The 25,605-nt window shown below is 50.8% G+C and carries 15 protein-coding genes; 13 read left to right on the forward strand and 2 right to left on the reverse strand.

Annotation, left to right across the window (positions count from 1 at the left end):
- Positions 1–302 precede the first annotated feature (302 nt).
- The 6 genes from ICL07_RS28245 (at position 303) to ICL07_RS28270 (ending at position 8,874) form a co-directional block, all read left to right on the forward strand.
- Positions 303–1,574, forward strand: a complete 1,272-nt coding sequence (locus ICL07_RS28245) for a Gfo/Idh/MocA family oxidoreductase (protein ID WP_188091418.1) — start codon at positions 303–305, stop codon at positions 1,572–1,574.
- Positions 1,575–1,637: 63 nt separating this feature from the next.
- A complete protein-coding gene (locus ICL07_RS28250) occupies positions 1,638–5,003 on the forward strand; it encodes a DUF1080 domain-containing protein (RefSeq protein ID WP_188091419.1) in 3,366 nt (1,121 codons plus the stop codon).
- 159 nt (positions 5,004–5,162) lie between these two features.
- Complete coding sequence (locus ICL07_RS28255; protein WP_188091420.1) at positions 5,163–5,705, forward strand: RNA polymerase sigma-70 factor; 543 nt, start codon at positions 5,163–5,165, stop codon at positions 5,703–5,705.
- Between the two features lie 20 nt (positions 5,706–5,725).
- A complete protein-coding gene (locus tag ICL07_RS28260) occupies positions 5,726–6,718 on the forward strand; it encodes a FecR family protein (RefSeq protein WP_188091421.1) in 993 nt (330 codons plus the stop codon).
- On the forward strand, positions 6,657–8,141 hold the full coding sequence (locus ICL07_RS28265; protein ID WP_188091422.1) for a hypothetical protein: 1,485 nt from the start codon (positions 6,657–6,659) through the stop codon (positions 8,139–8,141). The genes ICL07_RS28260 and ICL07_RS28265 overlap by 62 nt, the downstream gene beginning before the upstream one ends.
- 37 nt (positions 8,142–8,178) lie before the next feature.
- Complete coding sequence (locus tag ICL07_RS28270; RefSeq protein ID WP_188091423.1) at positions 8,179–8,874, forward strand: hypothetical protein; 696 nt, start codon at positions 8,179–8,181, stop codon at positions 8,872–8,874.
- Here the strand turns inward: ICL07_RS28270 and ICL07_RS28275 are convergent, their stop codons facing one another.
- Positions 8,875–9,663 (reverse strand): M90 family metallopeptidase, encoded by a 789-nt coding sequence (locus tag ICL07_RS28275; protein WP_188091424.1) that lies wholly within the window; start codon positions 9,661–9,663, stop codon positions 8,875–8,877. It lies immediately after the preceding gene.
- An 11-nt stretch (positions 9,664–9,674) separates the two neighbouring features.
- Entirely contained in the window at positions 9,675–11,297 is a 1,623-nt protein-coding gene (locus ICL07_RS28280; protein WP_188091425.1) for a M28 family metallopeptidase, read from the reverse strand.
- A gap of 204 nt (positions 11,298–11,501) precedes the next feature.
- Here ICL07_RS28280 and ICL07_RS28285 point away from each other — a divergent pair, with 204 nt between their 5' ends.
- The 7 genes from ICL07_RS28285 (at position 11,502) to ICL07_RS28315 (ending at position 25,595) form a co-directional block, all read left to right on the forward strand.
- Entirely contained in the window at positions 11,502–12,137 is a 636-nt protein-coding gene (locus ICL07_RS28285) for an RNA polymerase sigma factor (protein ID WP_188091426.1), read from the forward strand.
- 60 nt (positions 12,138–12,197) lie between these two features.
- On the forward strand, positions 12,198–13,208 hold the full coding sequence (locus ICL07_RS28290) for a FecR family protein (protein WP_188091427.1): 1,011 nt from the start codon (positions 12,198–12,200) through the stop codon (positions 13,206–13,208).
- Positions 13,209–13,243: 35 nt separating this feature from the next.
- Positions 13,244–16,621: a SusC/RagA family TonB-linked outer membrane protein gene (locus ICL07_RS28295; protein ID WP_188091428.1), complete on the forward strand. Its 3,378-nt coding sequence runs from the start codon at positions 13,244–13,246 to the stop codon at positions 16,619–16,621.
- 10 nt (positions 16,622–16,631) lie between these two features.
- Positions 16,632–18,155: a RagB/SusD family nutrient uptake outer membrane protein gene (locus tag ICL07_RS28300; protein WP_188091429.1), complete on the forward strand. Its 1,524-nt coding sequence runs from the start codon at positions 16,632–16,634 to the stop codon at positions 18,153–18,155.
- Positions 18,156–18,231: 76 nt separating this feature from the next.
- A complete protein-coding gene (locus ICL07_RS28305; RefSeq protein ID WP_188091430.1) occupies positions 18,232–21,342 on the forward strand; it encodes a glycoside hydrolase family 2 TIM barrel-domain containing protein in 3,111 nt (1,036 codons plus the stop codon).
- Positions 21,335–23,281 (forward strand): MGH1-like glycoside hydrolase domain-containing protein, encoded by a 1,947-nt coding sequence (locus ICL07_RS28310; RefSeq protein WP_188091431.1) that lies wholly within the window; start codon positions 21,335–21,337, stop codon positions 23,279–23,281. Before ICL07_RS28305 ends, ICL07_RS28310 begins: the two co-directional genes overlap by 8 nt.
- Before the next feature lie 10 nt (positions 23,282–23,291).
- Positions 23,292–25,595, forward strand: a complete 2,304-nt coding sequence (locus ICL07_RS28315; protein ID WP_188091432.1) for an aminotransferase class III-fold pyridoxal phosphate-dependent enzyme — start codon at positions 23,292–23,294, stop codon at positions 25,593–25,595.
- Positions 25,596–25,605: the final 10 nt, after the last annotated feature.

Raw genomic sequence — 25,605 nt, forward strand, 5'->3', positions numbered from 1 at the left:
CCCGGAAGATTATAAAAAATAATGCAAGTCTTTTCATCTTCCAAAATCTGATAAAAAAAGCAGGCGAAGGTACAGTCCTGTCCGCGCCGGGCTTCATTTTGCTTTGGATGCTTCTCTACAGGCCATCATACATGGCTACTGTCCCCCTTTTGCCGTTTATCACTATTTTACGCCGCTCCGCTTGCATTTGCCCTACCGACTTTTTATCTTTCCGTTACATCAACCACAGGGTTTAATTTATACAGTGAATAATATACAGTGAACTAACGGAGATCGATACACGTATTCAATCAAACATATATATGGCAAAACAAAACAGCGATTCAAGGCGGGCGTTCCTTAAAAATTCCCTGGGAGCGCTTGCTGCATTCACGATTATTCCACGGCATGTCATGGGACGCGGTTATCTCGCCCCCAGTGATCAGCTTACCAAAGCGGTGATAGGCACCGGCGGCATGGGCCGCGGTCATTTCGGCTATGCCGGCACCCGCGTGGTAGCGATCTGCGATGTGGACCGCAGTCACCTCAAACTGGCCATGGACCAGCTCGGCGATAAAGGTGTCAAAACCTTCTCCGACTACCGTGAAGTGATTACCCTTCCTGAAGTGGATATCGTCCACGTTGCCACCCCGCCGCACTGGCACGGTATTATCGCTGCCGACGCCGCCCGTGCAGGCAAAGATATCTGGTGCGAAAAACCCATGACAGCTACCATCGGCGAAGGCAAACGCCTCGTGGAAGCGGTACAGCAACATGGCCGTATTTTCCGCCTCAATACCTGGTTCCGTTTTGAAGACCGTTTCTACGGCATGGGCACCACGGTTAAACCGATCAAAAAACTGGTGGAAAGCGGTTTGCTCGGATGGCCACTGAAAGTGACCGTCAGCAAACATACCGGCTTCGACTGGAAATTTTTCTGGGTAGGTAAAACCAACCTGGACACCATGCCCGTTCCGAAAGAACTGGATTATGATATGTGGCTCGGTCCCGCACCGTTCCGCCCTTACAACGCTCACCGTGTACACCAGACCTTCCGCGGTTACTGGGATTATGATGGCGGCGGTCTCGGCGACATGGGCCAGCACTACCTCGACCCGATTCAATACTTCCTCGGTAAAGACGATACCAGCCCTGTCAGCGTGGAAGTGGATGCACCACAGCAACACCCCGACGCAGTAGGTACCTGGAGAAGAATTACCTACACCTATGCCGACGGATGTCAGATCGTGCTCGATGGAGATGGTAAAGATGAAAAAGCCGCTTATATAGAAGGACCGAAAGGTAAGCTGTATCCAGGCTTTAAATCGGATATCCCGGACCTGGAGAAAAAACTGGCCGCCTTCCCGGACCCGGCGCCACAACAAACCGATTTCGTGGATGCCGTGAAAAACCGCAAAAAATTTGCGCTCAACGAAGAAAACGGTCACCGCTCCTGCACGCTCGTAAACATGGGTAAAATAGCGCTTCGCCTGAACCGATCCCTCAAATTTGACCCGGTGAAACAGGAGTTTATCGACGATGCCGGCGCCAATGCCCTGATATTCCAGCCCATGCGCGGCCCCTGGACCATTTAATCATTTTAATATTTAAATATTAAAATGACCAAATGATTATGTCTCCATCAAGAAAATGAATTCATGAAAAAGATCGCATACATACTTACTGCACTGCTGGTTGGCTGGAATAGCCTGGCCTCCGCACAGGGCCCGTCAGATCAGCGCGCATTCAATACCAAAATCGCCGATGTGCTGGCTCTTATGCCTGCTCCCAATAAAGAGCAGTTCAATACCAATATGGAAGCCATCAGCGCCCTCGGCTCCGAAGGCGTGGTAACCATCGCGGGTATGCTGGTACCCCAGGGCAAAGGCGACAACACCCAGTTGCAATATGCCCTCGCAGGTTACGCCTATTATGTTACCCAGCCCGGTAAAGAAGCCAAACGTAAAGAAGCCGCTGCTGCTTTCTGCCAGGCTATCAACAAAGCTACCGATCCGGAAAACAAAGTATTTCTGCTCACACAGTTGCAAACCACCGGCGATAATGACGCGGTGAACACCCTGCAACCGCTGCTGGCGGCTGACCGCTTCTGCGATCCTGCTGCCCGCGTGCTGGTTAAAATCAATACACCGGCAGCTCAACAGGCACTGCTCGGCGCCCTCGCCGGCGCTAACGCCGCCAACCGCATCACCCTCACAGAAGCGTTGGGGGATGCCCGTTATACTGCCGCCGTACCCGCTATTACTGCACAGCTGAACAACAGCGATAAGAAACTGGTAAAGGTGTCTCAATACGCACTGGCCCAGATTGCGGCGCCGGCTTCTGCTGCGGCACTCGGCAGCGCTGCGGCGAAAGCAGGTTATACCTACGATGTTACAGACGCTGCTTCTTCTTATCTGTATTATGCCGGTCAGCTGGCAGCAAATGGCAACAAAGCTGCTGCTCAGAAAATCGCAGAAGCCCTGGTGAAACAATGCACTGCCGATGCGCAGGTGCATACCCGCACCGGTGGCCTCAAGTTGCTGGTAGACATCCTCGGTGAAAAAAGTCAGCCCTGGATCAACCAGGCGGTGACCGGCAAAAACAATGAATACCGCGATGCTGCCCTGAAATTCGCCGGTCCTTTTGCTGCCGGTTCCTCCGTTACCTGGCAGGCGCTGCTGAAAACAGCACCCGATGATACCAAAGCGGCTATCATCACCATGCTGGGGCAGAACAAGGTAACGGCTGCTTTACCGGCTATCACGGCATTGACCAAAAATAACAGCGAAGTGGTGAGACTGGCGGCGATCGCTGCGGCTGCCCGCATCGGCGGCACTTCCTCACTGCCTGCTTTGCTGGCTATCCTGAAAAATGGCTCTGCTGCCGACATCACTGCGGTGAAAAATGCACTGCGCCTGATCCCCGGCGATGAAGTAGCACAACAGGCCGGCGCTGCGCTGGCGGCTGTTCCCGCTCCGGCGCAAACAGCCCTGCTGGAAGTACTCGCTGCCCGTAAAGCTGACAGCCGCGTAAACGACGTGTTGCCGCTTACTGCCAGCAGCAACGCTGAGGTGAAAGCTGCTGCATTCGCCGCCCTGAAAGATGTGGCCAATAAAAATAACCTGCCTGCCCTGTTCACATTGCTCAACAGTGCCGGTACACCCGCTGAAATCAGCAATATACAGACTGCCCTCATCAACGCCGGCGCTACCAGCAATGATGTAATGCCGCAGATGAAACAGGCGGGTGCAGCCAACCAGTCCCGCTACCTCGGCGTACTGGCAGGCATCGGTCAGCCTTCCGCACTGGAACCGGTAATGACGGCTTTCGCTAACGGCGACGCTGCTACGAAAACGGCAGCGGTAGCTGCGCTGGCTGACTGGAAAGACGCTTCTGCTGCGCCTGTTCTGCTGAAAATAGCCCGCGACAACGCCGACTACCGCGAAAATGCCCTCGCCGGTTATATCGCGCTGGCAAAAAAATCCGGCTATACCGCTGATCAGAAAGTACTGATGCTGAACAACGCCCTGGAACTGAAACCATCTGCTGCCATACAAAAACAGGCGCTGACAGTACTGGAGCAATGCAAAACTTTCCCTGCCTTAACGCTGGCCGGCGAATATCTTGATAACGCTGCGGTACAACAGGAAGCTGCTATGGCGGTGATGAACATTGCCCTGGCCAACAAAACCTATAACGGCAATACCGTACGCCAACTGCTGGAGAAAGCGGCAGCGGCTTTGAAAGGCGGTGATGCCGACTATCAGCGCCAGTCTATCCGCAAATACCTCGCGGAAATGCCTGCCGGCGATGGTTTTGTTTCCCTCTTCAACGGCAAGGACCTCAGCGGCTGGAAAGGCCTGGTGGAAAATCCGATCGCCCGTGGGAAAATGGACGCTAAAACATTAGCCAAAGCACAGGAAAAAGCCAATGAAACCATGCGTAAAGGCTGGTCTGTAAAAGACGGTCTGCTGGTATTCAACGGTCAGGGTGATAATCTCTGTACCGACAAAAAATACGGCGATTTCGAAATGCTGGTGGACTGGAAAATTACACCAAACGGCGACGCCGGTATCTACCTCCGTGGTACGCCACAGGTGCAGATCTGGGACACTTCCCGCAGGGATGTAGGCGCCCAGGTTGGCTCCGGTGGTCTCTACAACAACCAGCAGAACGAAGCTAAACCGCTGAAACTGGCGGATAACGCCATCGGCGAGTGGAACCACTTCCGCATTATCATGAAAGGTGACCGCGTAACCGTTTACCTGAATGGTCAGCTGGTAACTGATAATACCATCCTGGAAAACTACTGGGACCGCAACCTGCCTATCTCTCCGGAAGAGCAGATAGAGCTGCAGGCGCATGGCACCTATGTAGCTTACCGCAACCTGTACATTAAGGAATTGCCCCGTGTAAAACCTTTTGTACTGAATGATGAGGAAAAGAAAGCAGGATATAAAGTATTGTTCGATGGTACCAACATGCACGAATGGACCGGCAATACCAAAGATTATGTGATCGATGAAGGCAACCTGGTGATTTACCCGACCAATGGTGGTCACGGTAACCTCTACACGAAAAAAGAATACAAAAACTTCTCTTTCCGTTTTGAATTCCAGCTTACGCCGGGCGCCAATAACGGCCTGGGTGTACGTGCGCCGCTGGATGGCGACGCTGCTTACCAGGGTATGGAATTACAGATCCTGGACAACGAAGCGGACATTTATAAGGACCTGAATATCTATCAATACCATGGCTCCGTATACGGTGTTATTCCCGCCAAAAGAGGTTTCCTCAAACCGGTAGGCGAATGGAACTATGAAGAAGCGATTGTAAATGGTACGCATATTAAAGTGATCCTGAACGGTACTGTAATCCTGGATGGCGATATCGCCGAAGCCCGTGAAAAAGGTACGCTGGACCATAAACAACATCCCGGCCTGAAAAATGAAACCGGCCATATCGGTTTCCTGGGACATGGTTCTATTGTACGTTTCCGGAATATCAGGGTGAAGGAACTGTAATAAAATAACGACCCGTTTTGAACGCGCCGGCCGGATAGGCCGGCGCTTTTTTTATGCCTTTAATTTCGGCTTACCCGGCTTAAAAAAATTATTTTTGCGGCGCGATAAGGGTTTTTAAACACGAAGGTGTATTAAGGGCAGCTATTGATAAATTAACCGGTGGATATACATTTTAGCAGGGCTAAAGACCAGGAGAGACTGGTGGAAGCAAGTTTTCAGACCTACTTTGAGGGCTTGCACCGCTATGCCTTTACCATATTGAAAGATAATGACGAAGCAAAAGACGCTGTACAGGCCGTTTTTCTGAAGCTGTGGGAGAAAAGGAATGAGCTGGATGCGCAGCAGTCGGTGAAGTCCTACCTGTATACCGCCGTATATCATTATTGCCTCAATGTAAAGCGGCATGAGAAAGTAAAAGACAACTACCTGGCGCAGCGGACACCTGTCTATGAGCACCGGAACGAGCTGGTCAGCAAGGAAACACATCGCCGGATCATGGAACATATCGACAGCTTGTCGCCGCAATGCAGGCTTATTTTCAGCAAAAGCCGGTTTGAAGGCCGGAAATATGCGGAAATTGCAGCCGATCTGGGGCTTTCGGTAAAGACCGTTGAAGTACAGATGGGCAAAGCACTGAAGATACTAAGGGCTAAGTTGTTCGATATTATGATGATGATACTTTTCGCCTGGTTGTTTTTATGAGTTACAATTTTTTATAGATCATGAGCACTGCTGAACACCTGCCATATGAATTATTAGGAAAATATTTTTCCGGGGAAGCTAGCCCGGAAGAAGCCATGGCTGTGGAGGACTGGATACAGGCACACCGCGACCACCGCAAACTGTATGACCAGGTGGCAGCCGTGTGGGATGATGCCTCGCTGCAACAGCGTTACCAGTTGCCGGACAGAGCTACTGCGCTGGAGGAATTAAAGGCCCGGCTGGCGCCTGCGCCGGTTACCCGGAAAAAGACAGTGATACGGTGGATGATGACAGGTATCGAATTGCTGGGAGGAGTAGCCGTGATCCTGTTTTTCCTGTTCCGTCCCCACCATACGCCTAAAACACTGGCACTGGTATCCCGTCAAACGGAAACGGCTATCCGCCGTGATACATTGCCCGATCAATCCATCGTTGTACTGAACAGCCATACCTCGCTTCAATACGCTACCGGTTTTCAGGATACCGCCCGTTGGGTTAAATTATCGGGGGAGGCCTGGTTTGATGTAACTTCGCAGCCGGATAAACCGTTTATTGTAGCAGTGGGGGATATTCGCGTACAGGTATTGGGTACTTCCTTCAATATCCGGGAGTCAGATACGGCCATTGCGGTGATGGTGAAAACCGGCGCCGTGAGTATGTCGCGGGGCGATAGCAGTATCCAGGTGAAAGCCGGACAGGAAGGGATATACGATATCTCCCGGAAACAGCTGGGCCTCAACGGCAGCACGTTCAACAGCAATCAACTGGGCTATGCCACCCGGATGTTCAGCTTCGAGAATATAACCCTGAAAGACATTACCACACAGCTGGAAAAAGCTTATGGTATTCGGGTAATATTTGAAAACAAGGCGCTGGAAAACTGTATGATGAGTAGCTCATTTGAAAATAAACCGATAACATACATATTTGAAGTTATATCTGTTACGTTGAATGTTACATGCAGGATTGATAAAGACCAGGTTTATATCAGCGGAACCGGCTGCGGTGGGTAAATGGTTGTGGATCGCCTGCCTGCTCATCGGAGTGATGACGAAAAGTTTTAGTCAGTCCACCGCCGTAAATCTTCGCAAAAATATTACCATCAATACCGGGGCGATGCCGCTGGATAAGTTGCTGAAAATGGTGGGACAACAAACTGGCGCCCGGTTCTCCCTAAACACCCGTAAGTTTCCACCTTCCCGCCTGATCCGTATACATCAAAAAACACAACCGCTGGCAACGTTGCTGGAGGATATCCGCTCACAGACTGGTATCAGTTACCGGGTGCTGGGCGGACATGTTATTTTTGTAGATACACCTCCGGCAGCAAAGCCAACAGCGGTAGCCACCCCGGAGAAAAAGACAGTTAAAAAACCGCCGGTCATCATCCTGAAAAAGCCGGTACCAACCCCGCCTGTTGCCACCGGTATCGATCCCGATACGCTGCTGATCATTCCTGAAAAACCGGTAGACACAGTCAGGCATATACGGGATACCCTGACAGCTATGGTCATTTCCCAAAAGAAGGACAGTCTGCTTCATCGCCGGGATACCGGTTTGCTGTCATGGCCTCGTTTGTCATCGCCCGAAGGGCAAAAAGAGAAAAAGGGGTGGGGGATCGGTGGGATAAGCCTGGGTATAGGCAGACAAGAGCAACCAGATACCACCGTTAAAAAACAAGAGCCGGAGCCGCCACTAACGGCGGAGGCTAAACGTACGAACCCGGCTGCTACCAATCCGCAACAGAAGGCGTCAAAACTACCGGAGAAAACGAATGTACCGCTAACCCCCACGAATAAACGGAGTCCGTCTGCTACACGCGAGCGCTTCCCCTTCCTTTCCAACTGGTTCCGGCGGCGTGACCGTGCCTTTGTAGGTACGAAAGATGGCAACAGCGCTCAGCGGGAAGGCCTCATACCTTTTGCCGGCATAGGCGTATCTGTGGAAGAATCCTATTTTGTAAACGCGCAGGCACAGGCGGGGATGCCTTTTTTGTATGCGATGGCTTCCTGGGGTACCGGCTCCAACGCCTCCGGGCTGCGCTATGGCTTAGGTAGTTCAGTACGGTTATCTGACGACTGGCGCCTGCACCTGCAGGCGACCACCGGTAAAATGCAGGCGAACTATGATTCTGCGATAGCTATCGTAAAAGAGATTCGTATGAAATGGCATAAACTGGCTCTCACCGGCGAAAGGCGGTTAAATGATCATTTTTACCTGCAAGGAGGTATCTCCTTTAATATGCTGCAATCCTCCTATTATACTATGGGAAAACCGGCGCCGCTCACCGGCCCGGAAGAAAGCCTGCCGGTACGTATCTTTAAACCAATATATACACTCAGCAATACTGTCAGCGATGATGGTACGGAAAATACTAAAATGTGGCTGGGGGCGCAGATTGGGATACAATACCGTTTGCACTTTGGGAGAAAATAGGTTATCTTAGAAACTCACATTTAACCCGTATACTACTATGAAATACTCCCTTATCTTGATGGGGTTGTTGTTCCCCATGTTCATGTCTGCTCAGATCACTGATCAAAATGGAAACATTGGTATCGGTATTACTGATCCCATTCAAAAGTTGGATGTAAATGGTAATATACTATCCCGGCAAGGGCTTATCAGCTCTGTTACCAACATTGATATCGGGGGATATGTCTCCCTTCAGAACCCGGCTAAAGACCAGCCTGGTCAGGCAAAAGTTTGGAATATCTATAACATGGGAGGCCAGGGCTATGGAAATAGTCTGCAGTTCTGGGCTTATGATAATGCCGGATGTACCGCAGGCGGAATGTGTACTGTGCGTTTGACTATCACTGACGATGGGCGTGTTGGAATCGGTACTTCCAGGCCGCAGTCCGCACTGGCGGTAGTAGGCACCATTACCTCACAGCGCATGAAAGTCACCCAAACCGGCTGGGCCGACTACGTTTTCGATCCCGGCTACAAACTCCCGTCCCTGGCCGCTGTACAACAACACATCAATACTTACCGCCATCTGCCGGATGTACCTTCTGCTGCCACCATTGAACAGGAAGGTTTAGATCTGGGCGATATGCAACGCAAACAAATGCAGAAAATAGAAGAGCTGACGCTTTATATTCTCCAGCAACAAAAAGAAATCGAGGAATTAAAAGCAGCGGTGAAGAAGTTGACAAAACCCTGATCAGACTGTGGTTTTAGCCGGGTCCTGCTGAAAAATATGCGACAGCATTTTATATAACTCAGGATGTTTCTCCGACAGTAAATCCGGCCGTTCAAAAAAGTATTCAGAAATCACTGCAAAAAATTCGGCTTCGTTGGTAGCGCCGTACGGGTTAATATCTGTACGGCCTTCCGACATTTCCTGGATGGTTTGATGCACCAGCTTCAGCCAGGGAATGCTGTAACTGTGTTCCAGCAGTTTGGTGGGAAGTCCGTCCACATAGCCATCGGCCTTGTCCAGCAGGTGTACGAACTCATGGATGGCAGTATTGCTTTTATCGGTGGTGTTGGAAAAACCTTCCCGCAGCGCGGAGCGGGAAAGGATCATTTGCCCGTTGAGTGCGCCGCTGCCTACCATGCCCAGGATGTTACGGCGATTACCTTCGTATTGATAAGACTCGTCGAATGTATCGGGGTAGAGTATGACGTTGGTGAGGTTAAAATACTCCCAGTTTTTAAACCCGAAGATGGGAATGATGGCGCTGGCCGCCACCAGTACCCGGTCCAGCGGTTCTACTTCCGTACCTACGCCTTCTATATGCGTTCTTTTCAGGAAACGTTGTACCTGCTGTTCAAAGCGGGTTTTATCTGCTGTTGTTAGTTGCTGATAATAACGTACATGTGTTTGCAGCAGTTCCCGGTAAGTATCGGGAACTGCTGTTTTTTTACGTTGATAGCGGGATACCTGGTTCACAAAAAAGAGAAACAGGATCAGCGCTATCAGTATTAATCCAAATAATACCATGATCATCTTCGCCAGATTTATTTTCGGTACGCCTTAAACTCCGAGCCTTGTTTCCATTGCGGGAAGGTGCTTTCGTTGCTGAGGGTATAACCAACGTCGAACATGAGGCGTACATCTTCTACCATGCCGTCCATTACCCAGGTATCAGGGTTAAACTCGTCAGCAGGGGAGTGGTAACGCAAACGGTTATACGTTGCTGTTTGTTCTTTGCCGGAGCCGGGAGCTTTGCCAATTATATCGTTGCCTGGGCCCAGGTATAAACCGGGGACACCCTTTTTAGCAAAGTTAAAGTGATCGGAGCGAAAAAACCAGCCGCCTTCAGGATTTGCTTCCGGCACGGTAATACGGCCTTGTTTAGCCGCCGCGCGGCGGGCATATTCGTCCAGTTCCGATTGTCCCATACCGATAACGGTAATGTCTTTTGTCCGGCCAAAACTATTGAGTACATCCAGGTTGATGTCGGCCACCGTTTTGGCGGGCGCAAATACCGGGTGTGCCGCGTAGTACTCGGAGCCCAGCAGCCCTTGTTCTTCTCCGGTAACAGACAGGAACAGCACGGAACGCGCGGGTTTTTGTTTCAGCTTTGTAAAGGCGGTCGCCAGTTCCAGCAGACCGGCAGTACCGGTGGCATTGTCTACGGCGCCGTTGTAAATGGAATCGCCCTTCACCGGCTCACCGATACCGAAATGGTCCCAGTGCGCGGAGAATACCACACATTCATCGGGTCTTTTAGCGCCGGGGAGAGTGGCCATTACGTTATGGGAAGTAGATTTTTTGATGGTATTGTTGATAACCAGGGATGTTTGCAGATGAAGATCTACCGGTTTAAAGTCCTTTTGTTTGGCCTTTTCCATGATATCCGGGGAAATACCTGCCAGCTGGAAGATTTTTCCGGCGGCCTCCCGGGTGATCCAGCCTTCCAGTGCGGTCCTGGACATATTGTTATCAGCTGTTTGCAGGTGCAGCTTGGAATTGGACCATCCACTGCGTACCACCTTCCAGGGATAGCTGGCGGCGGCTGTTTCGTGAATAATAATGACCCCGGTAGCTCCCTGGCGGGAGGCTTCCTCGAATTTATAGGTCCACCGGCCATAGTAGGTCATAGTACGGCCTTTAAACAGCTTATTGTCGGCAAAGCCCGGATCATTGATCATCACGATCACCGTTTTACCTTTTACATCCAGACCGGCATAATCATTATGCCCGTATTCCGGCGCCACGATACCATAACCGGCAAATACCAGTTCGGAGTTGTGAATACTGACCTGCTCCTGTACACGGCGGGTGGCAGCTACATAATCATCGAGGTATTGTAAGGACACCTCGCCCTGAGCCCCTTTGATAACCAGGTTACCGGCGGGTTTGGAGCCGATGGATACCATCGGCACTTCCTGGAAATAGCTGTTGCCGTTGCCGGGTTTCAGTCCCAGTGCCTTAAACTGGGCAGCCAGATATTGTATGGTACTGTCTTCCCCGCGCGTGAATGGTTTGCGTCCTTCAAAAGCGTCGGATGCTAATACCTGTATATGTTTGGCGAAGCTGGTGGCATTGATGGCCTTTATGGCGGACGAATCCTGCGCCTGAACCCCCTGCCACAGCAGGGATGCGGAGATGCTAAAAATAATGGGTGCTTTCAACATAAGTACATTTGATCATAAACAAAAACCGTGTCGGATAAAAATAACGAAATTAAAAATAAGAATGATGGGAGCGGTTTCGGCTAACAACCGGTCAACAAATGTTAAGAAAAGAGAAGGTTGTTTCATGCTAATCCCTTAATTTGGCGGCCAGATATTTTCAGAATAACATTTGTTCCGCCCGGACCAACCAAAATGCTCAGCTGTATGCTCAACGCTCAACGCTCAACCGAATCCGGCGCAGGCAGGTACGGAGAAAAGGAATATGCCGGCTTCTGGTACGAAATGCAGCAGGACAATGAACAGGGACTGTACAAAATTTACCATGACCTCTACGACAATTTTTACCATTATGGTATCTCTGTAGTATTGGACAAAGGTATGGTAAAAGAAGCCATCAACGATATTTTCGTGGATATCTGGCGCAAGCGCCATCAGCTCGGCATGCCTGAAAGTATCCAGGCATATTTATTTATCTCCTTTAAAAGAAAGCTGTACAAGCTGCTCACCAAAAGCCAGAAAGGAACTGTACTGGCTGACAATCAGCTGTTTCCCGAACCGGAAGAACAACCGTATGAAACGATGCTGATCCGCCAGGAAACGGATAGCCTGGTGAAGGAAAAGCTGGAAAAAATGTTGGAATTGCTGACCACCCGTCAGAAAGAATTCATCAGGATGCGTTTTTACGAAGACCTGAGCATAGAAGAAATCGCTATCAAGACTGCGGCTACCCCCCGCACTATTTATAATACCATCCACAATGCCCTCGTACGCATCCGGGAAGTTTATACCGATGCCTCCTTTATCGCACTGCTACTGCTTTTGATCGATTTAGAAAATTAATTTCTGAAATCTTTGGTAAAAAACCAAAGGCAGCTCCCTCTTTATAGTTAAATGCCTGGTATGGACTTACAGCAGTATAAGGCTGAAGATTTTATTTTGAACGATTCTTTCGTGCGTTACTGTCTGCGTAGTAACGATGCGGATGTGCAGTTTTGGGAAGACTGGCTGGAGCGATACCCGCATAAACAGGAAGAAGCAATCAAAGCCCGGGAATGGTTATTCCGCTTGGGATTGAGGATTACACCGGAAGAAAAGGAAGCCGAATTCGGTAAACTGAAAGCGGCTATTTCAGTGGCGGATACGCCGGTGAAAAAGTTCTCCTGGAGAAAAATTGTGCGCATTGCCGCGGCTGCTTTATTGCCGTTGGCAGCAGCCACCTGGTGGTTCACAGCCCGCCAGCCGGCAGCGCCGGCAGTGGCAACGGAATCCTATACCTTGTTTAAAGCGGGGGACAGCCTGCGCCGGCAGGTGATGCTGGCAGATGGTAGCCTGGTGATCCTGAATGCACACAGTACACTGAAAGTCCCCGCCAGCTACAACCAGCAGAAACGTAACCTGGTATTGGAAGGGGAGGCGCTCTTTGAAGTGGCCAAAGCAGATAATAAACCCTTTGTGGTGAGCAGCGGTAACCTGCAAGTACAGGCGCTGGGAACGGCCTTTAAACTACGGGCTTATTATTACGATAAACAGGCTGCCGTAACACTGGTAGAAGGAAGGGTACGGGTAGCGCAGGAGACAGCGGTAGCAGAATTGCAACCGGGCGAACAGCTCATCACCGGTAAAGCGCATGCCCGCTTCGTGAAAAACAAATTTGACGAAGAAAGGGAAAATGCCTGGCGCAGCGGTCGCCTCGTTTTCCACAACGCTTCACCCGATGAGATCGCGGCCACTTTAACCTACTGGTATGGTGTGAATGTCAAAGTAATTACAAGAAAAAATAAACCTATCCGCTTTAACGGCGTATTCAACAACAAATCGCTCCATGAAGTGCTGGCAGCAGTTTGTTTTGTCAATGGACTGGAATCCGTGACAAAAAACGACACTTTATGGGTGCAACCAATCAGTAAATAGTCCACACAGGTACATTTAAACAACCAAAATGCGTTATGAAGAAGACATCCCTTCTTAGGGCATGCTGTGCCATGCTCCTATCATCCCTTTTGCTAAGTTGGGCACAAATAGCAGAAGGACTGAAAGACAAGATTGACGTGGGTTTCAGACAAACGAAAGTGCTGAATGTAATACAGTATCTCGAAAAAAATACCCGTCTGAAATTTTCGTATAATCTTGATGATCTGGAAAAATTGAAACCTGTAACCATCGATAAAAAAGAAAGGACAGTAGAAGGTTTACTCCAGGAAATCAGCCATGTAACGTCGCTGCAATTCAGGATGACAGAAGACATCATCCTGGTGAAAGCAGCACCGGCTACTTCCCTGGTAACCGCGCTGCCGGCACAGGAAAAAGTAGTGGAAGGCATTGTAAAGGCTGCCAATGGTGAAACCCTCCCCGGCGTAAGCGTACGGGTAAAAGGTACTTCCCGTGGTATGCTCACCGATGTAAAAGGCAGCTTTCGGTTCACCGACCTGCCACCAGGTGCGGTACTGGAAGTATCTTTCATTGGCTACGAAACACAAGAGGTAACTGTCAACGGTAATGGACCGCTGGCTGTTACCCTTGCTGCTTCTACCAAAGTACTGGACCAGGTGGTGGTAGTGGGCTATGGTACCCAAAGTAAAAGAAATGTGAGCAGTGCTATCACTTCCGTGAAAGGTAATGAGATTGCCAATGTGGCCAGCAACAATCCGGTGAATGCCCTGCAGGGTAAAGTGGCCGGTCTTACCGTTACCAATGCCGGCGGTGCTCCCGGTGCTATGGCAGATATCCGCCTGCGCGGTATCAGCACCTATGGCTCACACCAGCCACTGTTTATCGTTGACGGCAGCCCGGCAGACCCCTATTATCTCAACAACAACGATATTGCTTCTATAGAAGTACTGAAAGACGGCGCTGCTGCTTCTATCTACGGTTCCGTGGCTGCTAATGGTGTGATCCTGATTACCACAAAAAAAGGTAAAAAAGGCGCACCAAAAATTGAGTTCAATACCTGGTACAGCGTAGTTAATCCTACCGGTAAACAACACCTGTTGGATGCGGATGGTTACCTGAAAGTACATACAGCGATGTATGATGCGGCTCCCGCCAGTACTAAAAGACCAGCATACCTGAAAAGTGGTGTCACCGCCAATACCAACTGGCAGGATGAAATATTACGTCAGGGTAATAGCGAAAATTATAGCCTTAACCTCACCGGCGGTAGCGAGTTCTTTACCTATGGCCTCAGCGGTAATATTACCAATGAAAAAGGCACCTTGCTCGGAACTAATTTTAAAAAGAAATCAGTCCGCTCCCGCAACGAATACAGAAAAGGTCGCCTCACGGTGGAAGCCAACCTGGTATATGCGGAAACAGAACGTCGTGACGCGCCTTACAGTGTGAAAGATGCTTACTTCCAGTCACCACTGTTACCCGTATACGACGATAAGGAAAAATATGGTTATGCGATGCAGATCAACCAGCTGCCGAAATTTGAAAACGCAGTAGGGGTGAACTTCTACAACGATAACAACTATAAGACACAGTATTTTAATGGTAACGCGCGCCTGACGCTCGAATTGCTGAGAGGCATGAAGTTCACCAGCAATCTGAGCCTGGCCAACAGCAATTACTTTAACTATGCTTTCCATCCGCCATACCGTGCCAGTGCCAATGATCCGCTGATTCCTTTTGCACAGCTGCAGGACGGCCGTAGCAACCAACGGCAACGCCTGATGGAACACCTGTTATACTACGACCGGTCTTTCGGTAAACACAGCCTGAATCTGTTGGGTGGCTATACTGCAATGGAAAATACCTCCAACGGTGTAACGACCATTGCTGATGGTAAAACCACGGTGTATGCGGTAAAAGATGGTCAGCTCTCTTCCAGTATCGTACCGGGCGGTTTTCTGGACCCTGCATTTAATACGATGGACGGCGCCAAAGGCGGTACTTACAGTGCTTCGGGTACCCGCTGGCAAACAAATCGCCATTCCTGGCTGGGCCGTATTAACTACGCATACGACGGTAAATACCTGCTGCAACTGGCTATTCGTCGGGACGGGTCTTCCAAATTCGGCGTAAACCGCCGCTATGGTAATTTCCCATCTGCATCTGTGGGATGGAATATTCAGAGCGAGCCATTTATGCAAAAGTTCACCTGGCTCAATATGTTGAAATTGCGCGCCAGCTATGGTCAATTGGGTAATGAAGATGTACTGACGGCATATTCCCACCAGCAACTGATTCTGATCAATAACGTATGGGGTGGTGGTTATGTACAGGGATCAGGTGCTACTGCATGGCCTGGCGGTGCTGCCTGGGAACTAAAAAATAAGGACCTGCGTTGGGAAACCAGTACCAGCCGTAACGTTGGCTTTGACTTCGCTGTTTTAAATAAATTAACCGGTGCTTTCAACTACTTTAACAACCTGACCACCGATGTATTGATGAGAAGAGAGCTGGCGCCAGGTACAGGGTTGAATAACCCTATTCTGAACGTAGGCCGCTTTAATAACCGTGGATGGGAACTGGAAATGACCTGGGCGGATAAAAAAGGAGACTGGAATTACAGTGTGACCGGTACCGTTAGTCAGGTGAAAAATACGGTGCTGGCACTGGCCAATGACAACCAAAAAATCTACGGCACGGGTCTGAAATATGGCACCGGCCCCGTTCCCAATACTACCCAGGTCGGACGGGAGGTAGGCGCTTTCTTCCTCTATGAAGCGGACGGTATCTTCCAGTCTGACGCGGAAGTAGCTGCCCATAAAAATGGTAAAGGAGAACTGTTACAACCCGATGCCAAAGCTGGTGATATGCGTTTTAAAGATACCAATGGCGACGGCGTCATTGACGATGCGGATAAAACCTACAAAGGAAGTGCTTTCCCCAAAGTAGAATTTGGACTGAACATGACGGCTGCCTGGAAAGGATTCGACCTCCAGCTGTTCTGGCAAGGCGTTGCTGGTAATAAAATCTACAACGGTAACAAATACGAATTGCAGGGTATGGATGCTGGTCGTAACTTCGACGTAAGCACACTCAACGCCTGGACACCGCAAAATACCAATACCGATGTGCCTCGTGCTGTATTAGGTGATCCTAACAACAACAACCGGGAATCTACCCGCTTCCTGGAAAGTGGCAGTTACCTGCGCCTGAAAAATATAACACTGGGTTATGCTTTCTCTCCACAGCTGCTGCAACAGGTAAAAGTTACACGGTTACGCCTGTACGTAAGTGCACAGAACATACTCACTTTCACCAAATACTCCGGACCTGATCCCGAAATTGGTCGCTCAGATATCCTCAACGGTGGCCTGGACCGCCTGATGTATCCGCAAAACAAAGTATTGATGGCTGGGGCACAGCTGGAATTCTAAAAAAATGGTTATGAAAAAATCTTTGTTATATATATCCTTATTATCCGCAGCCATGGTATTTAATACCGGTTGTAAAAAAGAGTTGCTGGAACAGACTTCGCCTGACCTGCTCACATCGGATAACTTCTGGACTTCCCGCGATCGCGCACTCACAGGGCTGGCTGCTGCCTACTCCAGGATTGAGAGCTTCTCCGGTTGGGATAACTTCGTGGAGGCCCGTTCCTGCCGCGATTTCTATCGGGAAGATTATGTAGACCCTGGGGCGGATGCCTACAATTACAGCTGGTGGATGGAGATCTATAACTTCAGTTATAACTCCGGTAACTATGCGATCGATCTGCTGTGGAGAGATAACTACAGAGGTATCAACTTCACCAACCAGGTGTTGGAAAATGTAGGTAAGATGACTGACAAACAGATTGATGATGCCAGCAAAAAGATGATCCTGGCGGAGGCCCACTTCCTCCGTGCATATTACTATTTTAAGGTGATCACCAACTTCCAACAGGTGATTATTTGGGATAAAGTGCCCACTAGTGAAGCAGAGCTGCCGAAAGCACCTTCTACACGTTCCGAGGTGTGGAACATGATTCTCTCCGACCTGAAAGCAGCGGAGCCGGATCTGCCGCTGCGTAGCGATAGACCCGCTACAGAGCTGGGGCGCGCTACAAAAGGAGCTGCGCAGGCTTACCTCGGCAAGGCGCTGATTTACCGCGCCGGAGAGGAAAAAGCCAACGCTAACGCCTATATCACGGAAGCGGCTACCTGGTTGAAAAAAGTGATCGACTCTAAACAATACAGCCTGGTAACGAACTATCTCTCCCTGTTCAACGGTACAAGTTCCAATACTACTGAATCAGTATTTGAACTGCAACAAACCATGGATGAGTCAAACGGAGCCTATTACAAATCCTATCTCAGCGACTGGATGGCTGCTTCTGAACTGGGTGGTTATGGTGAAATATATGGGTCTGAAAGACTACTGACAGAAATGACAAAAGAAGGGAAAGTGGCTACAGACGGCTTGTACGATCATCGTGTGTACAACACCTTATTCTTCAATGATGCCTACTTCAACGACGCTGCGACGCCGCGCGTGTATGGTTATAAGTATGACCAGGTATTCGAAAATAATACCATCGCTTTCCGGAAGTGGATACCCAACGATATCGACAAACTGGGAGGTCCCAACGCTATCAATGTTCCTATTATCCGCTACGCAGATGTGAAGCTGCTGTACGCCGAAGCACAGAACGCGCTGGGAGCACCGGAGCTGGCTATGGAGCAGATCAACGATGTGCGTGCCCGCGCTGCTATGCCGCCGTTGAACCTGACTAATACAACCGATGTGTTTAAACAGCTGGTGCATGAACGCGTGATGGAATTCACCCTGGAAGGTAGCCGTTTCTACGATCTTCGTCGCTGGGGTATGCTCACGGAAAAGATGAAGGAAGCCGGAAGGACGGTGACAGCCGATAAAGGTTATTATCCGCTGCCTCTGAAAGAAGTGCTGAACAACCCATTAGCCCATTAATAATTTTAGATACATAACGGTTAAATAACCCCACTGGCGGCTTCGCAGCCGCCGGTGGTTTTTATACCACGGTGCCATGATGAAAAAAGTATTACTCGCCTTACTGTGCTTACCAGCTACGCTGCTGGCCCAGTCCAACGATTGGGAAAACCCTCAGAAACCTTCGGAACATACCTTATTCCCGCATGCTCACTTTATTCCCTTCCCGGATGCGGCTTCCGCATTGAAGGGAGACAGTTCTCCCTTTACCCTGTCGCTGGATGGTACCTGGAAGTTCCACCTCGCGGCTAATCCCTCCGCCCGCCCGCAGGGCTTTGAACAACCCGCTTATGATGTAACGAATTGGAAAACGATCCGCGTGCCGGCCAACTGGCAAACGGAAGGTTATGCCCCTTATATTTTTACAGATGTGGAATACCCCTTCACACCAAATCCGCCATTTGTGCCGAAGGAAGAGAACCCTGTCGGTTCCTACCGCCGCAACTTCCAGCTGCCCGCTACCTGGAAAGGCAAACAAACCTGGCTGCACATCGGTGCTGCCAACGCTTTTGTTTATGTGTGGGTGAATGGTAAATATGCCGGCTTCAGCAAAGACAGTAAAACACCGGCGGAATTTGATATCACCGCGCTGGTACGGCCAGGCAACAACGCCGTAGCATTACAGGTATTCCGCTTCAGCGATGGTTCCTACCTCGAAGGGCAGGATATGTGGAAACTCAGCGGCATTGAACGCAGCGTATACCTGGTAGCCCGCGCACCTTTATGCATATACGATTATTTCGTTAAACCGCAGCTGGTCAATAACTATAAAGATGGTCTCTTTCAGCTGGACCTGGCACTTAACAAAACACCGGCTGCAACGGACAAGGATAAACGTATCCGTGTAACGTTGCAGGACAAGGGCGCCTCCTTGTTCTCAACAGTACTGCCGGTTGGCCGTGATAGCCTGCTGCGCCTGCAACAGGTTCTTCCAGTCGTTAAATCATGGAATGCGGAAAACCCGCAATTATATCAACTGGTGATTACACTGGAAGATAAACAGGGCCGCCCGGTGGAAAGCTTTACCCAGGCGATTGGCTTCCGTACAGTGGAGATCAGACAGGGACTGTTAATGGTAAATGGTAAACCTGTCACCATTAAAGGGGTGAACCGGCACGAACATGACATGCACACCGCTAAGGTGGTGAACCGCGAAGGAATGCTGAAAGACATCTTCGCCATGAAGCAGTACAACATCAATGCAGTACGGGCCAGCCACTATCCCAACCGGGAAGAGTGGTATGCACTCTGTGATCAGTACGGTCTCTATGTAGTGGATGAGGCCAACATCGAATGCGATGGTATGAGCATGCACCCGCTGAAAACCCTTTCCGATAAACCGGAATGGCAGGCGGCCTACCTGGACCGTACCCGCCGCATGGTGGAGCGCGACAAAAACCATTGCAGCATCATCACCTGGTCGCTGGGTAATGAAAGTGAATTCGGCGACAATTTTATCTATACCTACAAGTGGACCAAACAACGGGACAACACCCGGCCGGTACAATATGAACCCGCCCGTAACACCCCCTGGACAGACATCGTAGCACCGATGTACAAATCCGTGGCCTGGATGCAGGAATACGTGAAGGAATACCGCGATCGGCCCCTGATCCAGTGCGAGTACGCGCATATGATGGGGAACAGCGGCGGTAACCTGCGCGACGACTGGGACCTGATCAATAAATATGATCAGCTGCAGGGCGGTTTCATCTGGGACTTTTCTGACCAGACTTTCCTGCAACATGATTCCCTGGGAAGACCTATCTGGGCTTATGGCGCCGATATGGGCACGGTAGGCGCTACCAGCGACACCAGTTTCTGCGCAGACGGTATGCTGGCCGCCGACCGCACGCCGCATCCACAGGCTTTTGAAGTGAAGAAGGTATACCAACCCGTACAATTTGCTACCATCGGTTTATCTGCCGATTTGATACGGATCATCAATCGTTATGATTTTAACCAGCTGGAAAATATCCATCTTACCTGGGAATTAAAGGGAGATGGAAAAACGATCGCTTCGGCTGATTTGCCACACCGGTTGCTACCTCCTCATCAACAGGATACCCTGCGTATAGGCCTGCCGGTTATAACGCCTCAACCGGGCGTGCATTATTACCTGCACCTGAAAGCGGCGTTAAAGAACGCCGATGGGTTGCTGCCAGCGGGCCACACCCTGGCTACCGACCAGTTTGAATTGCCCTGGTATACACCTGCGAAAACACAGGCGGCGAGAGGACAGTCACTACAGGTAAAACAAGTTGATGGTGGCTGGGAAGTCGGCAACCCGGCATTTACCGCTACCATTAAAGGCGGCTGGCTGGAGCAATTCTCTACTAACGGCGCTGCCTATATGCAACAGGCGCTGAAACCCAGCTTCTGGCGCGCTGCTACGGATAACGACATTGGAAACAGTCAACAGGTGCGCTGCGCTGTATGGCAACATGCGGGCGACAGTACCCGGTTGTTATCGGCATCCATCACCCGGCAGAACCAGCAGCAGGTACAAATACATGCCAAACACGCCTTACCGCTGGTAGCTGCCACTTACGATATAGACTATACCATTTTTGCCAATGGGGATATTAAGGTAAACGTGAACTTCCAACCCGGAGACACCGTGCTGCCTGAACTGCCCCGTATGGGCATGCGCATGGTCCTGAATCCCAAGCTGGATAGGGTGACCTGGCTGGGCCGCGGTCCTTTCGATAACTACCAGGACCGTAAATACGCTGCTGACGTAGACGTATACACGCTGCCCGCCGACTCACTGTTCCATCCTTATCCCCGTGCCCAGGAAAGCGGCTACCGCTCCGATATACACTGGATGGCGCTACGTTCCGCCACCGGCAACGGCTGGATGGCCCGCACCGACTCCCTGCTGAATATGGGCGTACTGCATTTTGATATGAACCGGCTCAACTTCAACCGTACCCATAACATACACGGCGGCTCCATGAACAACGACCCGCTGATCTGGTGGAATATCGACTACCAGCAGGCTGGTCTCGGTGGCGATAACAGCTGGGGAGCCAAACCACATGCGCCCTACACCCTGATATACAAACCCTATCAGTACCAGTTTACCTTAAGACCACTGCAAGCTGCAGACATACCAACGGAAAAGGCGAAAGAGAGATATGAATAAAATCAAATGGATACTGGCCCTGTTGTTAACGCAACAGGCTGCCAGGGCACAACGGAACCACTTCGCGGATGTATTGGACATTCACTATACGGTGAAAGACACCAATCGTATTGCTGCTTCTTTTTTCTCGGATAACGGCGCCTGGCATGCCTATGCATTACCGGCCCATGCTACGGGAACCGGTTTTACCGGTCCGCTGCTGATGGACATGAAAGGGGAGTGGTTGTCTAAAGGCATCGCGCAGCTACACCTGTATGCCGATGGAAAAGAACTCCCCCTGCAGCAGGACACGGCTGTCACACATTATTATCCCGGCCTGTTGCAGCTGGGATACCAGGCCGGCCCGGTGAAAGTGAGCATGCAGCTGATTTTTACCAGTAACCGCGAAGCGACTATCCAAACGATGGTGCGCAATACCGGTCGCCAGCCCTTGCAGCTGCGTTTGCAATGGCAGGGCAATACTTTGCTGAAACGGGCGCAATATGTTAAAGACGGCGATGCGCTGCGTATCGCCATCGCTGGCACCCGGCATGTTTTCGGTCTTCGCTGGTGGTCGGAGGGCCCCTGGGATATCCGAACTACCGCAGACGGATATACGGCGGAGCGACATATCTCCCTGCCGGCAGGCGCTGAGGTGGAGGACTTGCAAACACAGGGTTTCTGGCCGGAAGGAAACATAGCTGCCGCATCCAAGCCTGTATTTGTGAATGAACTGCAGCAAAACGAACAACGCTGGAATGCTTACCTGAAGCGCTTATTCAGTCATATGCCTTTTTCTGAAAAGGACCGCTTCCGTAGCCGGTTGGCGGTAAAAAGTATGATCACCCTGTTGACCAACTGGCGCAGCGCTTCAGGACATATATTACACGATGGGGTATTTCCTTCCGCTTCTTACCAGGGCTTCTATGGCATCTGGTCATGGGATAGCTGGAAACAGGCAGTCGGACTGGCTTACTTCGCACCTGAACTGGCAGAACAAAACATCCTCACCATGTTTGACTACCAGACAACCTCCGGTATGGTGCCTGATTGTATTTATGCCGATAGTACGGAAAATAATTTCCGTGATACCAAGCCGCCACTGGCTGCCTGGGCGGTATGGGAAGTGTTCGCCGCCACCCATGACACGGCCTTCCTGCGCAAAATGTATCCGGCGCTGGAACGTTATCATGCCTGGTGGTACGCCGAAAGGGATCATGACCGCAACGGTCTCTGTGAATTTGGTTCCACCGACGGTACCCGCATCGCGGCAGCCTGGGAGAGCGGTATGGACAATGCCGTTCGTTTCGATAAAGCGAAGATGTTACAAAACGCTCCGGGCGCCTGGTCGCTCGATCAGGAATCGGTAGACCTCAACGTATACCTGTCTAAAGAAAAAACAATACTCGCGCAAATGGCGTCCGTGTTGGGGAACCCTGCGGCTGCAGCTGCCTGGCGTCAGCAGGGCACTGCCCTGAATCAGCTGATCAATACTGCTTTTTATGACAGTGCCAGCGGCTACTATTATGATCGACATCTCAACGGAGAACTGATCCGCGTGAAAGGTCCCGAAGCCTGGGTGGCGCTCTGGGCGGGCATTGCCCCGGCATCCCGCATAAAAAAAATGACGCAATACATGCTGGATACCACTGTTTTTAATACTTTAGTACCCTTGCCCGTACTGGATGCCAGCGAAAAAGCATTTGATCCGCAACGGGGATACTGGCGCGGACCGGTATGGATAGACCAGTTTTATTTCGGCGTAAAGGGGCTGCAACTTTACAAACAACAACAGGCGGCGAAGACGCTGGTCAACAAATTATGGCAACATGCAGCAGGTATGAAAGATGACCAGCCGTTGCATGAAAACTATCACCCGCATACCGGCAAAGGCCTGAATGCGGAAAACTTCAGCTGGACAGCAGCGCACATACTGATGTTGCTGGCCGGCAAATTTTAATACAGACGCTATGTTTTATACATTTTCTGCCACCGGGGTGGTAAACCTGTTGAAAGAGCATTATGGCCTGACCGTTACCGCAAAAGAGCTGGAAGGTTATGAAGAAGCTAATTTTTATGTGAAAGATGAACAGGGCAACGCCTGGATCTGTAAGATCGCCGGCGAATCCCAATCACCCGCCTTCCTCGATGCACAGGTCCGCATACTGGAACATCTGGCCCAAAGCGATACCAAAGGCCTTTTCCAGCAGGTAGTGCGTAACCTTCAGAACGAACCGGTCACCCGTATCGCTACGCCGGAGGAATTGTATTATATCCGTTTGTATACCTGGCTGGATGGACAGCCGGTTGTAACGGTAAAGGGTACACGCGAGCTGTACGCCTCCTGGGGCAGCTACCTCGGCAAAATGGACAAAGCGCTGGAGAACTTCGCTCATCCCGCGATGCACCGCGATATCCGCTGGGACCTGGCCCGTACCCTGGATGCCCGCGACCAGCTGCCCTTCATCAAAGATCCCGAAAGAAAAAGACTGGCGGCTTATTTCCTGTTGCAGTTTGAAACAGAAGTGCTGCCCGTATGGCATCGCCTGCGCAAAGCCTATATACATAACGACGCCAACGATTACAATATCCTTGTACAGCATGGCGCGGTGAGCGGCCTGATAGACTTCGGCGATATGGTATACACACAGTTGGTCAACAATGTGGCCATCGCCTGTACCTATGCCATGCTGGAAGCGGCAGACCCAATGGAGGCCGCCGTGGCCGTGGTGAAAGGTTATCACGAAGCCTACCCGCTCACGCCGGAGGAAACGGACCTGTTGTATTACCTGGTCGCTGCACGTTTATGCATCAGCGTGACTACCTCCGCCGAAAAGGCCGCAGCAGGCAGCGACAACGAGTTCCATTTTATTACCGAGAATGGCGCCTGGAAGTTGTTGACACACCTGATCACGATCAACCCGCTGGCGATGCAACAGGCATTCCGCACGGCCTGCGGCTTTACACCGGTGATCAACGAATCAGCCGACTATACAGCGTTATTGGCAGAACGCAAAGCACATATCGGACGTAACCTGAGCATCAGTTACAAAGAGCCGCTGAAGATCGTCCGTGGTGCCCTGCAATATCTCTATGATGACAAAGGCCGCACGTTTATTGACTGTGTAAACAATCCCTGTCACGTAGGTCACTGTCACCCGGTGGTGGTGAAAGCCCTGCAGCAACAGGCTGCGCGACTCAATACCAATACCCGCTATCTGCACGATAACCTGGTGGATTACGCCAACCAGCTTATTGCTACTTTGCCGCCTTCGCTGGAAGTGTGTTTTTTCACCAATTCCGGCAGTGAAGCCAATGACCTGGCTATTCGTATGAGCCGCCACTACGCGAAGCAGAAAGATGTGATTGTACTGGACCATGCCTACCATGGCACTTCTACCGTGGCCATGGAATTGAGCCCCTATAAATTTGACAGCAAAGGAGGGTCCGGTAAGCCGGAACATACCCATAAAGCGCTTAATCCGGATATGTATCGTGGTCCTTACCGCGCCGATGATCCGGAGGCAGGAGAAAAATATGCAGCGGACGTAGACCGTATTATTGCCGGTTTGAAAGAGCAGGGCAGGGGAGTGGCTGCTTTCATCTGCGAAACTTTGCTGGGCGTAGGCGGACAAATACCCCTGCCGCCGGGTTACCTGAAAGCGGTGTACGCAGCGGTAAAAGCAGCTGGCGGCGTATGTATCGCCGATGAGGTACAGGTAGGTTTTGGCCGTGTGGGCGACGCTTTCTGGGGCTTCGAGTTGCAGGACGTAACGCCGGACATTGTGGTACTGGGGAAACCTATTGGTAACGGTCACCCGTTGGCCGCCGTAGTAACTACCCGCGCAGTGGCAGACGCCTTCAATAATGGCCTGGAGTACTTCAATACCTTCGGCGGCAATCCTGTGTCTATGGCTACGGGATTGGCTGTGCTGCAGGTGATCAAAGAAGAAGGTTTACAGGAACATGCACGGGTAACAGGCAACTATTTTATGGAAGGCCTGCGCCGGTTAAAAGAAAAACACGCCATCATCGGCGATGTGCGGGGGCATGGTTTCTTTATCGGAGCAGAGTTGGTGCGCGATCGTACCTCGCTGGAACCGGCAGTGCCGGAGATAGATGTGGTGGTGGAAGCGATGAAACAACGCGGTTTCCTGCTGAGCACCGACGGGCCGTTGCACAATGTGCTGAAGATTAAGCCGCCGATGGTGTTTAACAAGGCGAATACCGATGCTTTGCTGACCCATCTGGACGAGGTGTTGTCTTCCCTCTGATTCCTTATAT

Source organism: Chitinophaga qingshengii (assembly GCF_014529935.1).
In the GTDB taxonomy this organism is placed as follows: Bacteria; Bacteroidota; Bacteroidia; order Chitinophagales; family Chitinophagaceae; genus Chitinophaga; species Chitinophaga qingshengii.

Coding starts and splice junctions, on each gene's coding strand:
- ICL07_RS28270 (WP_188091423.1), top strand. CDS start 8,179: ATGAAATACTCCCTTATCTTGATGGGGTTGTTGTTCCCCATGTTCATG.
- ICL07_RS28260 (WP_188091421.1), top strand. CDS start 5,726: ATGAGCACTGCTGAACACCTGCCATATGAATTATTAGGAAAATATTTT.
- ICL07_RS28305 (WP_188091430.1), top strand. CDS start 18,232: ATGATGAAAAAAGTATTACTCGCCTTACTGTGCTTACCAGCTACGCTG.
- ICL07_RS28250 (WP_188091419.1), top strand. CDS start 1,638: ATGAAAAAGATCGCATACATACTTACTGCACTGCTGGTTGGCTGGAAT.
- ICL07_RS28315 (WP_188091432.1), top strand. CDS start 23,292: ATGTTTTATACATTTTCTGCCACCGGGGTGGTAAACCTGTTGAAAGAG.
- ICL07_RS28245 (WP_188091418.1), top strand. CDS start 303: ATGGCAAAACAAAACAGCGATTCAAGGCGGGCGTTCCTTAAAAATTCC.
- ICL07_RS28285 (WP_188091426.1), top strand. CDS start 11,502: ATGCTCAACGCTCAACGCTCAACCGAATCCGGCGCAGGCAGGTACGGA.
- ICL07_RS28265 (WP_188091422.1), top strand. CDS start 6,657: ATGTTACATGCAGGATTGATAAAGACCAGGTTTATATCAGCGGAACCG.
- ICL07_RS28290 (WP_188091427.1), top strand. CDS start 12,198: ATGGACTTACAGCAGTATAAGGCTGAAGATTTTATTTTGAACGATTCT.
- ICL07_RS28310 (WP_188091431.1), top strand. CDS start 21,335: ATGAATAAAATCAAATGGATACTGGCCCTGTTGTTAACGCAACAGGCT.
- ICL07_RS28300 (WP_188091429.1), top strand. CDS start 16,632: ATGAAAAAATCTTTGTTATATATATCCTTATTATCCGCAGCCATGGTA.
- ICL07_RS28275 (WP_188091424.1), bottom strand. CDS start 9,663: ATGATCATGGTATTATTTGGATTAATACTGATAGCGCTGATCCTGTTT.
- ICL07_RS28280 (WP_188091425.1), bottom strand. CDS start 11,297: ATGTTGAAAGCACCCATTATTTTTAGCATCTCCGCATCCCTGCTGTGG.
- ICL07_RS28295 (WP_188091428.1), top strand. CDS start 13,244: ATGAAGAAGACATCCCTTCTTAGGGCATGCTGTGCCATGCTCCTATCA.